Consider the following 13,271-nt stretch of genomic DNA (forward strand, 5'->3'; position numbering starts at 1 on the left):
AATTCATAAAGGGGCAAATAATGAATAATAGTTTCGATACCCAGCATCAGCTCACAATTAATGGTGAGCAATATCACATTCATTCTCTAAAAGGACTTGGCGACAAAGCGAAACGATTGCCCTTTTCTTTAAAAGTATTACTTGAAAACCTTCTCCGTAACGAAGATGGCGCAAATATTAAAGAACAAGACATTCAAGCGCTCCTTGACTGGGATTCTCAAGCAAAACCTGCATCTGAAGTAGCCTTTACCCCTGCCCGCGTTGTTATGCAAGATTTTACTGGCGTACCTGCTATTGTTGATTTAGCCGCAATGCGTGACGCAATGGAAAAACTAGGGGGAGATCCTGCAAAAATAAATCCGTTATCTCCTGCTGAGCTTGTTATTGATCACTCGGTACAAGTAGATGGTTATGGTAACGATGGTGCTTTTGATTTAAATGCAAAACTAGAATACGACCGAAATAAAGAACGTTACGAATTTTTACGCTGGGGACAAACCGCTTTTGATAATTTAAAAGTAGTGCCACCAGCAACCGGTATTGTTCACCAAGTGAATTTAGAATACTTAGCACGCGTTGTTTTTAATGAAGACCGCGATGGCAAAAAGTTCGCTTACCCAGATACACTCGTAGGTACCGACTCTCACACAACCATGATAAATGGCTTAGGTGTACTTGGTTGGGGTGTAGGCGGCATTGAAGCCGAAGCAGCTATGCTGGGTCAACCAATTAGCTTACTCATCCCACAAGTAGTAGGTATGAAGCTAAGCGGCCGCTTACCTGAAGGCACGACTGCAACCGATTTAGTATTAACAGTAACCGAGATACTACGTAACCATGGCGTAGTGGGTAAATTTGTAGAGTTTTATGGTGACGGCCTTGCCGATCTACCACTTGCAGACAGAGCAACCATAGCGAATATGGCACCAGAATACGGCGCTACGTGTGGTATTTTCCCGATTGATGATGAAACAATCAGCTATTTACGTTTAACAAATCGCGATGAAAGTCACCTTAAGTTAATTGAAGATTACGCCAAACATCAAGGTTTATGGCGTAACGATGGTGACGAAGCCAACTATACCGATACACTCGAGCTTAAATTAGGTGATGTTGTACCAAGCCTTGCGGGTCCTAAGCGACCACAAGATAGAATCTCCCTAAATAAGGCTGGTGAAGTGATTAGCCAGCATTTAAAAAACTTTCAAGATGAACGTATGGCTCGTCGTGATAATAGCGATGAAGAACAAGCTCGTATCGAAGGCGAAGGCCCAACAACAAACCCAGATGAACCTGTAAATGAAGCACAATTTATGGGCGCCGCTAAAGTTAAATTTAAAGGACAAGAGTTTGAGCTAAACGATGGTGCTTGCGTTATTGCCGCGATTACCAGCTGTACTAACACCTCTAATCCGAGTGTAATTTTAGCCGCAGGCTTGGTTGCTAAAAAAGCGAAGCAGTTAGGTATTAATGTAAAACCTTGGGTTAAAACATCACTTGCTCCAGGTTCTAAAGTTGTTACCGACTACCTAGAAAAAGCCGGCTTAATGGACGACTTAGAAAGCTTAGGCTTTAACTTAGTTGGCTATGGTTGTACTACCTGTATTGGTAACTCAGGCCCACTAGCGACTGAAATATCAGATGCGATTCAAAAGCATAAATTAGTGGTTAGCTCTATTTTATCGGGTAACCGTAACTTTGAAGGTCGTATTCACCAAGATGTTAAAATGAACTTTTTAGCCTCACCTCCACTTGTTGTAGCTTATGCCATTGCCGGTAGAACCGACATTGACGTATACAACGAACCACTTGCGCAAGATGCTAACGGTAACGATATTTACCTTAAAAACATTTGGCCAAGCGTTAAAGAAGTGAGCGACCTAGTTAAAGAAACAGTTACTAAAGAGATGTTTGAAAAAAGCTACGCTAACGTTTACGAAGGCGATAGCCGCTGGCAGCAAATTCAAATACCCGATGGTAAACTTTATGATTGGGATGACGCATCTACCTACATTAAAAAAGCACCATTTTTTGATGGTATGAAAGTTGAACCGCCGGGCATTCCAACTATTGAGGGTGCACGTTGTTTAGCTAAGCTTGGGGATTCAGTAACCACTGATCATATTTCTCCAGCGGGTGCTATTAAAGCGGATGCGCCAGCAGGTCTATACTTACAAGAAAACGGCGTAGATAAAGCGCAGTTTAACTCGTACGGTTCACGCCGTGGTAATCACGAAGTAATGATGCGCGGCACGTTTGCTAATGTGCGTCTTAAAAACTTACTAGCACCGGGAACTGAAGGCGGGGTAACACGTACTCAGCCTGGCGATACGCTAGAGAGTATTTATGATGCTGCAATGGAGTATCAAAAAAATAATACGCCTCTTATTATTTTAGCGGGCAAAGAATACGGCACGGGGTCGTCTCGTGACTGGGCTGCTAAAGGCTCACTTTTATTAGGTGTTAAAGCCGTTGTAGCACAAAGCTACGAACGTATTCATCGCTCTAATTTAATTGGTATGGGTGTACTACCTCTGCAATTTAAAGAAGGTGAAAGCTATGAGTCACATGGGTTAACCGGTCAAGAGCAATTTGATATTGATGGCTTGTATGATAAAACCGATGAAGTAACCGTTATTGCAACCAATGCAGAAGGTAAAAAAGTTAGCCTGAGTGCCGATGTACGTATTGATACCCCTAAAGAGTGGGATTACTACAAACATGGCGGTATTTTACAATATGTACTGCGTAATATGCTCGACTAACAAACGCTGTAGTTAATACATTTGAAAGCCCAGTTTAGTAATAAGCTGGGCTTTTTTGTACTGTTTGTTGTCTTAAATCAATGCCAAGTATTTAAAGCCTGTCTACAATAAGCTTACTCTTAGCGAGGTGACTATGTCGCAAATAATGATAATTAGGCTGCTTAAAACATCAATAGTGCTTGGGTTGTGCCTTATTGTGACTGGCCACACTTTAATTGTGTCGAGTTACTTCACTGTAGATCATGGTATTAAAGGAATAATTATAGCGGCAGCATGTATTGCTATAGGTGTGTTGTTGTCACTTCCCACTAAAATATATTTAACAGTCTTATTAATGGAAGCCGAAAAGCGTTATTTAAAAAACCATAAAAGCGCTCACTCTAAATAGTTAAAGCGCACTTAAATTGTTTATTTCTTTATTACGCTTCTCTAGTTTTTCTTTTACGTTTTCGGCGTCTTTAAATAACTTTTTAACCGAGTCTGGATTAAAAATACTTACTGTTTCTGATACGTCTTCATCGTTTGATGCTTTTGATTTGCTGTTTAAAATTGAGGTGTCTTCTGCGGCAATAACGGTAATATCTTTAGGATCTAGTTTTAATTCAATACTATTCCCGTTCGGGTTTGGCGTATCGGAATAATTCCACTCACCGTTTTTACCCTGCCACTTATAAATTTTACCACTAGGTACCATTGATGGAATGGGTTCGTCTGAAATACTGCTCGCTATTTTATCACCTGCCTGCTTTACACCTTGCATTGCTTGTTCAAATGTACTGCTGGATAGTGCGGTTATTTTTTCTTTAATTTGGTGTGAGTCATTACTAATTGATGCAGTGGAAAGCCATGTTTGACCGTCTGGTTTTTTTAGATAAAACAAAGAAATGACAGCAATAACCATGACTGATATTGCTAAATAGGTAAAGTATTTCATAGCGTTCCTGCTTTAGTTAATCCTTTATTCTATTGAGTCTAATAAAAAACCTGTGATCTGGCAATTTTTTTGTAATAAAAACGCAGCCTTAGCTGCGTTTTTGTTTATTTTTTACTGACAAAAATATTATTAAATACCATCGCCATCAATGTGTAATCCACATTCTCGATTTAAACCAAAAAAGCGGGTTTCTTCTTCGCTCATTCCTGGCTCTAATTTACGCGTTGTATGTACATCACCCATCGACACATAACCTTGCTCCCATAATGGGTGATAAGGTAAGTCGTGCTTTGTAAGGTACTGATATACATCACGGTTAGACCATTCAATAATCGGATACACTTTAACGGTGCCACGGCTAATCTCTACAAATTGCTTATCGGCACGAGTAGATGATTGGTCACGGCGTAAACCGCTAAACCAAGTACCCGCATCAATGTCTTTTAACGCGCGAGTCATTGGCTCTACTTTATTAAGCTGATTATATTGCTTAATACCGCCTTCGCCTTGCTCCCATAATTTACCAAATTTAGCTTCTTGCCATGCTGGGCTAAGCTGCGCTTTATACACTTTTAAATTTAGTGATAAACGTTCGCTCATTTGCTCAATAAAATGATAAGTTTCTGGAAATAAATAACCTGTATCAGTTAATACTACTGGGATATCTGGACGCTGCGATGTCATTAAATGCAGCATTACAGCTGCTTGAATACCAAAGCTAGATGATAAAAAAGCCGTATTTGGCAAATTATCAAGCGCCCAAGTTACACGCTGCTCGGCGCTCATGTTAGCTAGTAAACCATTAGCATCAGCTAACATAGCCGTTTGGCTTTGCTTATCTAGCTGTAAAATGTTTTTAAATTCACTCATGGTAAATTTCAAGCCTCACCAACGCTTCGCGCTGGTATTAAATTATGCGTGAAAATCGGTTACTGATACTTTTACTTCAGCAACAATGCCTTTGCGGATAACAAAGTCACCAAAACATTCACCCTCGTTACGCTCTTTAGCCCATTGACCAATTAGCTTATCGAATGCCTCTAAGTAAACATCTTCGCCTACGTTCTCAAGGTACAATTTAGGAATACGTGTACCTTCTAAATTGCCACCTAAATACACGTTATACTTACCAGGTCCTTTACCTACTAAACCCGCTTCTGCAAGAAGTGCACGACCACAACCATTAGGGCACCCTACAACGCGCATTATAATGCTGTCATTTGGTATTCCGTGCTTAGCAAGTAGTGCTTCGGTTTTTTCAATTAAACTTGGTAGGTAACGTTCTGCTTCTGCCATTGCAAGCGGACACGTTGGCAGTGAAACACAAGCCATAGAGTTTTTACGCTGCTGCGAATCTGTATCGTCAATTAAGCCATGGCTACGTGCAATCTCTTCAATCACGGCTTTTTGATCTGCAGGTACGCCAGCAATAATTAAGTTTTGGTTTGCCGTCATACGCATATCACCTTGGTGAACCTCTGCAATTTTACGACAACCTGTTTTAAGTGGTTTACCTGGGTAGTCTAAAATACGACCACTTTGAATGAACAACGTTAAATGGTGCTTACCATCAATGCCTTCAACCCAACCAATACGATCACCTCGGTGAGTAAACTCAAACGGGCGACTTGGTGCAAACGTAACACCTGAGCGCGCTTCTACTTCGGCTTTAAATACATCAACACCTACACGGTCTAATGTATATTTAGTTTTTGCATTTTTACGATTTGAACGATTACCCCAATCACGCTGTACAGATACAACATGCTCTGCAATTTTTAAGGTATCGTCTAATGTGATAAAGCCAAAGTCATCTGCTTTACGCGGATACGTTGCAGTATCGCCATGCGTCATAGCTAAGCCACCACCCACTAACACGTTAAAACCAACTAGCTTGCCGTTTTCAGCAATAGCTACAAAGTTTAAATCGTTAGCGTGTATATCAACTTCGTTATTCGGCGGAATTGTTACCGTTGTTTTAAACTTACGCGGTAAATAGTTAGAACCTAAAATTGGCTCTTCTGTGGTTTCTGCTTTTTCGCCATTTAACCAAATTTCAGCATACGCTTTAGTTTTTGGTAATAAGTGTTCAGAAATTTTTGCAGCCCAATCGTAAGCTTCTTGATGTAACTCAGACTCAACAGGGTTCGTTGTACAAAGTACATTACGGTTAACGTCACCTGCTGTAGCAATAGAGTCTATGCCTACGCTATCAAGCATTTGGTGCATGCCTTTAATATTTGGCTTTAACACTCCATGAAACTGAAATGTTTGACGCGTAGTTAAACGAATACTGCCATAGCTTGTTTTGTCATCTGCAAACTTGTCGATTGCTAACCACTGCTCTGGCTTAATAATACCGCCAGGCATACGTGCGCGTAACATTACATTATGTAGCGGCTCTAGTTTTTGCTTAGCGCGTTCACCGCGTATATCGCGGTCATCTTGTTGATACATCCCATGGAAACGAATTAGCTGAAAGTTATCGGCAGTGAAACCACCGGTAATTTCGTCTTTTAAATCTTTTTCTATGGTGCCACGTAAAAAGTTACTTTCTCTTTTCAAACGTTCGTTATCAGAAAGTTTTACGTTTTTATCTTGTTCGCTCATTTTAAATCCTAAATTTGTTACAGTGACGGCTGTTAGCTGTTAAATAAAATAAGAAACGTGATTAATACACGTCTTTCTGATAGCGATTTGCGCTACGTAAATCTTTTAAATATTGCTCTGCGTCTTCATTGCTCTTGCCTGTGTTTTCTTTGATGATATCAACCAAGGCATTGTGTACATCTTTCGCCATACGATTTGCATCACCACAAATATAAAGGTGAGCGCCAGCTTCTAGCCACTCAAACACATCTTTACTGTTACTGCGTAACTTGTCTTGTACATATACTTTTTCGGCTTGATCGCGGCTAAATGCAACATCTACTTTATTGAGCAAACCTGACTTTAAATAACCCTGTATTTCTACTTGGTATAAAAAGTCTTGGGTGAAATGTGGGTTACCAAAAAACAACCAGTTTTTGCCTTGTGCTTCACGCGAGTCACGCTCTTGTAAAAATGCACGGAACGGCGCAATCCCCGTACCAGGACCAACCATAATAACTGGTGTGTCATCATTAGTTGGCAGGCGGAAGTTGTCATTGTGTTCGCTAAATACTTTAACTTTACAACCCTCTTCTGCACGGCGAGTTAAGTAACCAGTACAGCCACCTAAATGCTCACTATCAAATGCATCAAATTCAACTAAGCCTAGAGTTAAATGTACTTCGTCTTCAACCTCGCTTTGGCTAGATGCAATAGAGTACAAACGAGCTTGTAGTTTACGTAAGCAATCTACTAATGTTTGCGCATCAATTTTTGCTGGGTTTTGGCGAATGACATCAAATATTTGACGAGGTTCGATATACGCACGCATTGCGGTTTTATCTTCCACAAGCTTCAATAATTCAGGCGTGCCCGTTGCTACTGCATATTTGTCTACAAAGCCTGGGTATGATTGAGTAAGCTCTAGTTTTTCAATTAATGCATCACGCACGTTTAGCTCGTCATTTCCTACTTTTACAACGCTAGCCGCATCAATTTGAGTGAGTGTAAGTACTTCATCAACTAATACATCATCATTTAAAAAGTACACACCTAACGAGTCGCCAGGGGTATAAGTAATATCTGAACCTTCGAGTGAAATTTCAACATGGCGTACATCTTTAGTAGAGTCGCGACCCGTGATTTTTTGTACTGTTAATAACTCAGCTTCAAATGGGTTTTGTTTTGTATATTGGCTTGAAGCGGTAGTTGGTGTACCAAAAGGCATAGCTAAAGTTTGACCGCCAGCTGCATCTTGTTGCGCTTTTAAATCAGGTTCAAATGCATCAAGTGCACCTGCTATCCACGTTGCCGCTTCATCTTCGTAATCTACATCTAAATCGGCACGTTGATATATAGACTCTGCGCCTAACTTATTTAAGCGCTCTTCAAAGTCTTTTGCCGTTTGACAGAAGAACTCATAGCTCGAATCACCCAAACCGATAACAGCTATTTTTACGCCATCTAATTTAGGTGCTTTTTTAGTCGCTAAAAATTCGTGCAGTGTTTCACCGTCTTCAGGTGGCTCGCCTTCACCGTATGTAGATACAACAATAGTTAAAAACTTTTCTTTTTTCAGGGCTGTTGGTTTGTAATCAGACATGCTAACTAATTTTACAGCTAAGCCACGCGACTCAGCTTGCTCTTTCATCTTAGCTGCTACACCTTTTGCATTACCTGTTTGCGAACCATATAAAATGGTTAGCGGTGCGGCATCGCTTGCTGCTGGTGCACCTGTTGTAACGCCACCTAATGCAGCTGAATTAGCATTTGCAGCTAAGTAACCACTTACCCACGCTTGCTGAATTGGATTTAGTTCAGCCACTAAGCCTTGCAGCTTTTGTACTTGATCTTGCGATAGCGGGCTTGCCGCAGCATTTAGTTGACCTAACAACATGAATCGATTCCCCATAACCCTGAAAATTAGACACAATGCATTTTTAGCATTGTTAAAAATGAGCTTTACCCCTTCCAGAGATTCTCTGTTGAGGTTTTCTAAGTATGCAGGATAACGGGCTAAGCCAGTATAAAAAAAGAATAGAATCTGCTTTGTTATTCCATTTAGTTATTAATTTATAAAAATACCTTCAAAAACAGTTTAAAGATGAGTCTCTGTTTTTTCATTAAATTTGAAGTTAACAATTTTGTAACCTGAGCAATGTAATGTATATTATTTATTCAATACAAAAATAGGAACAAACATGTCACACAGGACGTATAAAACTACAATACTCAGCACTGCGTTATTACTCGGCTCGCTCCCTGTAATGGCTAATGTTGCTAATGGCGATTTTGAACAATGGTCAGGCAATACTCCTGACTCATGGAGTACGATTGATAGCGGCATTGCATTATCGCCCTCTACTAGCGTAGTTAATAGCGGCAGTCGATCTGCGGCTATTAATGTGAACACCGGCTCGCAAAGTAATACCGATTTATTACAACAAGTAAATGTTGAAGCAGGTCAAACTTATAACTTTTCGGCTGATGTGTACCATACCGAAGGAAAAATTAAGGCGCGTTTATATGTAGATGGTTATCAAGGTTACTCTAACGAAGCGCAAACTAATCAATGGCAAACAATTAGTCATAGTTATACTGCAAGCAGTAGCAAAACAATTAATGTAGGTTTACGTTTTTACGATGTAAGTGGATTTGATGGTAGCGAGATTGTTTATGTAGATAATTTTTTACCCAATACAAGTATTATATCTCCACCTCCAACTAGCAGCTGTTCAACTAACACCTTAACGCTAACACTCAAAACCGATAACTATGGTAGCGAAACGAGTTGGGTCATTAATAATAGCCAAGGTAGCGCTATAGCTAATGGCAACGGTTATTCGTCAAACACTCAATATAATGAGCAAGTATGTTTAACCGATGGTGCCTATACGCTTATTGTTAGTGATAGCTATGGCGATGGCATGTGTTGTTCAGCAGGTGATGGAAGCTATACTCTTATCCAAGAACAAGTGACTTTAGCAAGCGGTGCCAGTTTTAATAATACCGAGAGTACAGCATTTGAATTAGGTGACTCTACTGGTGATCCCGGTGATGGCTCTGGCGGCGGAACAACTCCCAACCCAACACCGACTGGTTACTATGTTACAACTCAAGGTTTAACTGGATACACCTTAAAGACTGAACTGTACAATATAATTAAAGATCATAATGCGCAGGGGTATTCGGCTATTTGGAATTTTTACGACTCATCAGCACGTGATAAATACTTTGAAAACGATAATAGTATTTTAGATATGTATAGCGAAAAACCAAACGGTACCGATAGCTATAATTATACTGCAGTGAGCGACCAGTGTGGTACTTATAACAGCGAAGCCGATTGCTATAACCGTGAACATTCATTCCCTAAAAGCTGGTTTGGTGGCACAGTAGAGCCTATGAACTCTGATGTTCATCACATTTATGCAACTGATGGCTATGTAAATTCAAAGCGTAGTAACTACCCTTTTGGTGAAGTTGCAAGTGCATCGTTTACATCAACCAACGGTAGTAAAGTTGGTTCAGCAGCCAGTTCGCTAAATTATTCTGGTACCGTATTTGAACCAATTGATGAATTTAAAGGTGACTTTGCTCGCGCTTATTTTTATATGGCAACACGCTACGAAAATGTAATTGGTAATTGGCAAAATATAACAACCTCAAGCAACGCAGTACTTAACGGTTCAAGTAACCAAGTATTTGAAAGTTGGGTTGTAGCTATGCTACTTAACTGGCACAACAGTGATCCAGTTAGCCAAATGGAATTAGACCGAAACCAAGCAGCATTTGAATTTCAAGGTAATCGTAATCCGTATATCGACCACCCTGAATTTGTAGAGATGATTTGGTAATAACAAGTATCAAAAAAAGCCTCAGCCTATGCTGGGGCTACTTGAAGCTCGCTTGACCAAGCGCAATAGACTCATAACGCTTCCCTGTTAATTTAATCACCCACACACTATCTGTAAATGTACGACTAAAATACACCGTTTGACCATCTGGAATATGAGGCATAAACGATGAAATTGATTCCCATTGTCCATCTACTTTTTCTTTTAATTTCATACTGGCATTAAAGTAACTCCCATCCTCATTTGATTTAACTTCAAGCGCAGTTAGCTGTGCCTCATCACCTATTTCTATTAATGCACTTTTATTTAAACTGGCTAGCAACTGTGGCTGATGAGTGGGTTGTAGCTTTTTTAACGTTTCATCTATTTGACTATCAATGGTGATCTTATTTTGTAATTTATAAATAGTCGCTTTAATTGCCAGTACAGGCTCTGCAAAGCTCGTGTGAGGTAAAAGCACCAGGCTAATAAACACGACAGTGTGATAAAAATACGTTTTCATTGAAATACTCCTTTATTAATTAGTATGCCTAGCATAACTAAAAAACACCTAATTAATATATAACTCATTAATATTCATGATATTCTTTAGATTCATAGTCATGAATATAACGTTATAGACTATTTAAAAACGTTATTTTTAGCGATAATAAAGCGGTGAGTAAATAATTAGAGTATGGAAACATGTTGTCTTTAGGAATGGAATTAAAGCGCCTCAGAGCAAACAAAAAATGGACTCAAGCGTTTGCAGCTCGTGAGATAGGTATTCAGCAATCATACCTGTCAAAACTCGAAAATGGGCAGTTCATTCCCTCCCTCGGTGTACTTGAAAAATTAAGCATATGTTATGAAGTTTCTTTTGAGCAATTTATCCCAATTAAAACAGAGCAAAATACGCCTAATAATAAGCTTAAGTGGTTGATTGCTTTTCTTCTTACTCTAGGTATTTTCATGTGGTTATGCGCTAGTTTTAATATTTTTTACTCTGAAACATATTTTACTTATCAAGCAAAACATGGAGAGTTTTGGGCTATAAATGTTATAGAAACCTATAAAGGCGAAAAATATATAGAGGGCGATGTGGTATACGAAATCATTGGTCAACGTGATATTAGCCGATTAGAAAACCGTATTTTACTGGTATTCTCTGCTGTATTTATTTTTGGCGCGCTATTAATAAGTATGCTCATAAATAAACCTTGGCTAAATAAAGAAAAATAAGCATAAGTATATACTCTAAACCTACAGAGCTATTTAGCAACAATAAAACTGCGCTCTGACTAAGCAAATTTTGTATTTAGTTTTTTCAATGAATATTAAAAACGATATTGAAGAATAATTTGATACGTTAACTTGTAAAAATATTTTAGCGTGTTGGTATTAGTAATATCCAATCTAAACCGCAGTACTAAATCTTAGTGCTTAACGTTAACTCAAATGCTTTAGCTCAAATAAACTTTTCTATCAAACTATCATTCTAGAAAAACAAAAAGCCCCAGCTAATGCCGGGGCTTTTTTACAAAACTAACTTAATTAAAAAATTAAGCTTGTTTTGGACTAGAAATAACGTCTACTAATGTCCAAGATTTATTCTTAGAAATTGGTGCGCATTCACGGATAGTAACAACGTCACCCGCTTTTGCTGTGTTATTTTCGTCATGTACGTGTAACTTAGTAGTACGTCGGATGAATTTCCCATAAATTGGGTGCTTCACATAACGTTCGATACCAATAGTGAAAGACTTTTGCATCTTGTCGCTAATTACACGGCCTTGAAGAGTACGAATTTTATCGCTCATTATTGACCTGCCTTCTGGTTAATAACTGTTTTTACACGCGCGATATCGCGGCGTACTGTTCTTAGCGTGTGTGTCTGAGCTAACTGACCAGTACTAGCTTGCATGCGCATATTAAATTGCTCACGAAGTAGTCCTAGAAGTTCAGCATTAAGCTCTTCTACGCTTTTATCTTTTAGTTCGCTTGCTTTCATCACATTACCGTCCGAGTTACGAAAGTTGTTTTGAATGGCAGTTTACGAGCTGCAAGGTCAAACGCTTCACGAGCAAGCTCTTCTGAAACACCTTCCATTTCGTAAAGTACTTTACCAGGCTGAATTTCAGCAACCCAATATTCAACAGAACCTTTACCTTTACCCATACGAACTTCAAGAGGTTTTTCTGTAATCGGTTTGTCAGGGAAGACACGAATCCAGATTTTACCTTGACGTTTCACGTGACGCGTCATAGCACGACGAGCTGCTTCGATTTGACGAGCAGTCATGCGGCCACGGCCAGTAGCTTTCAATCCGAAAGTACCGAAGCTTACTTTGTTACCGTTTTGCGCTAAACCGCGGTTGCGGCCTTTGTGCATTTTACGGAATTTTGTACGTTTTGGCTGTAACATTACTCGCTACCTCTACTTAGCACTTTTCTTGGCTTTCTTTGGTGCGCGTTTAGCTGGCTTCTCTTGCTCTTGTACTAGTGGTAAACCACCAATAACTTCGCCTTTGAAGATCCAAACTTTAACACCAATGATACCATAAGTGGTTAAGGCTTCAGAAGTTGCGTAATCGATATCAGCACGAAGAGTATGTAGAGGTACACGACCTTCACGATACCATTCTGAACGTGCGATTTCTGCGCCGCCAAGACGACCGCTAACTTCAACTTTAATCCCTTTAGAACCGATGCGCATTGCATTTTGTACCGAACGCTTCATAGCGCGACGGAACATAACACGACGTTCTAGTTGAGAGGCGATGCCGTCTGCTACTAGTTGTGCATCTAGTTCTGGTTTACGTACTTCAGAGATATTAATCTGAGCAGGTACACCAGCGATTTTAGTTACCGCTTGACGTAATTTTTCTACGTCTTCGCCTTTTTTACCGATAACAACACCCGGACGAGCCGTATGAATTGTTACACGGATTGATTTTGCTGGACGCTCAATAACGATTTTAGACACAGAAGCCGTTTTCAATTCCTTTGTAAGGAATGTACGTACTTTGTGATCGCCAAAAAGCTGTGCAGAGAAATCTTTTGAACTCGCGTACCAGGTAGAAACCCAAGGTTTAGATATACCTAGGCGAATACCAGTAGGATGAACTTTTTGTCCCATTACTTATAC

General features: G+C 39.6%; 13 protein-coding genes. 4 read left to right on the top strand and 9 right to left on the bottom strand.

All coding sequences use genetic code 11. From position 1 onward, the window contains the following. Positions 1–20: 20 nt before the first annotated feature. The gene (gene acnA, locus GQR56_RS05220; protein ID WP_024613021.1) at positions 21–2,765 is read left to right on the top strand and encodes an aconitate hydratase AcnA; all 2,745 of its coding nucleotides are present in this window, start codon (positions 21–23) and stop codon (positions 2,763–2,765) included. A 133-nt stretch (positions 2,766–2,898) separates the two neighbouring features. Further along, positions 2,899–3,153 carry a hypothetical protein gene (locus tag GQR56_RS05225; protein ID WP_166109384.1) on the top strand — a complete coding sequence of 85 codons (255 nt, stop codon included), beginning with the start codon at positions 2,899–2,901 and terminating at the stop codon, positions 3,151–3,153. Here the strand turns inward: GQR56_RS05225 and GQR56_RS05230 are convergent, their stop codons facing one another. The 4 genes from GQR56_RS05230 to GQR56_RS05245 all read right to left on the bottom strand — a co-directional run bounded on the left by GQR56_RS05230 (position 3,154) and on the right by GQR56_RS05245 (position 8,185). Beyond that, positions 3,154–3,699, bottom strand: coding sequence for a DUF4124 domain-containing protein (locus tag GQR56_RS05230; protein WP_166109385.1), 546 nt, complete (start codon positions 3,697–3,699; stop codon positions 3,154–3,156). A gap of 129 nt (positions 3,700–3,828) precedes the next feature. Beyond that, positions 3,829–4,569 carry a phosphoadenylyl-sulfate reductase gene (locus tag GQR56_RS05235; protein WP_024613018.1) on the bottom strand — a complete coding sequence of 247 codons (741 nt, stop codon included), beginning with the start codon at positions 4,567–4,569 and terminating at the stop codon, positions 3,829–3,831. Between the two features lie 42 nt (positions 4,570–4,611). Further along, positions 4,612–6,309 (bottom strand): assimilatory sulfite reductase (NADPH) hemoprotein subunit, encoded by a 1,698-nt coding sequence (gene cysI / locus GQR56_RS05240; protein WP_024613017.1) that lies wholly within the window; start codon positions 6,307–6,309, stop codon positions 4,612–4,614. Positions 6,310–6,370: 61 nt separating this feature from the next. Then, the gene (locus tag GQR56_RS05245; protein WP_166109386.1) at positions 6,371–8,185 is read right to left on the bottom strand and encodes an assimilatory sulfite reductase (NADPH) flavoprotein subunit; all 1,815 of its coding nucleotides are present in this window, start codon (positions 8,183–8,185) and stop codon (positions 6,371–6,373) included. Positions 8,186–8,489: 304 nt separating this feature from the next. Between GQR56_RS05245 and GQR56_RS05250 the strand changes: the two genes are divergently transcribed. Continuing rightward, entirely contained in the window at positions 8,490–10,145 is a 1,656-nt protein-coding gene (locus GQR56_RS05250; RefSeq protein ID WP_166109387.1) for an endonuclease, read from the top strand. Positions 10,146–10,182: 37 nt separating this feature from the next. Here the strand turns inward: GQR56_RS05250 and GQR56_RS05255 are convergent, their stop codons facing one another. Further along, a complete protein-coding gene (locus tag GQR56_RS05255; RefSeq protein ID WP_166109388.1) occupies positions 10,183–10,647 on the bottom strand; it encodes a hypothetical protein in 465 nt (154 codons plus the stop codon). 182 nt (positions 10,648–10,829) lie between these two features. Here GQR56_RS05255 and GQR56_RS05260 point away from each other — a divergent pair, with 182 nt between their 5' ends. Then, positions 10,830–11,366, top strand: coding sequence for a helix-turn-helix transcriptional regulator (locus GQR56_RS05260; protein ID WP_024613013.1), 537 nt, complete (start codon positions 10,830–10,832; stop codon positions 11,364–11,366). Positions 11,367–11,686: 320 nt separating this feature from the next. Here GQR56_RS05260 and rpsQ read toward each other — a convergent pair whose 3' ends face one another. The 4 genes from rpsQ to rpsC are packed head-to-tail and all read right to left on the bottom strand — an operon-like array spanning position 11,687 to position 13,262. Then, complete coding sequence (gene rpsQ / locus GQR56_RS05265; RefSeq protein WP_024613012.1) at positions 11,687–11,944, bottom strand: 30S ribosomal protein S17; 258 nt, start codon at positions 11,942–11,944, stop codon at positions 11,687–11,689. Beyond that, positions 11,944–12,135, bottom strand: coding sequence for a 50S ribosomal protein L29 (gene rpmC / locus GQR56_RS05270; protein WP_002957889.1), 192 nt, complete (start codon positions 12,133–12,135; stop codon positions 11,944–11,946). Before rpmC ends, rpsQ begins: the two co-directional genes overlap by 1 nt. Beyond that, the gene (rplP, locus tag GQR56_RS05275; RefSeq protein ID WP_002957890.1) at positions 12,135–12,548 is read right to left on the bottom strand and encodes a 50S ribosomal protein L16; all 414 of its coding nucleotides are present in this window, start codon (positions 12,546–12,548) and stop codon (positions 12,135–12,137) included. Before rplP ends, rpmC begins: the two co-directional genes overlap by 1 nt. 12 nt (positions 12,549–12,560) lie before the next feature. Next, positions 12,561–13,262, bottom strand: coding sequence for a 30S ribosomal protein S3 (gene rpsC / locus GQR56_RS05280; protein WP_002957891.1), 702 nt, complete (start codon positions 13,260–13,262; stop codon positions 12,561–12,563). Between the last annotated feature and the right edge of the window lie 9 nt (positions 13,263–13,271).

It is taken from the genome of Pseudoalteromonas sp. Z9A5 (assembly GCF_011378875.1).
Classification (GTDB): Bacteria; Pseudomonadota; Gammaproteobacteria; order Enterobacterales; family Alteromonadaceae; genus Pseudoalteromonas.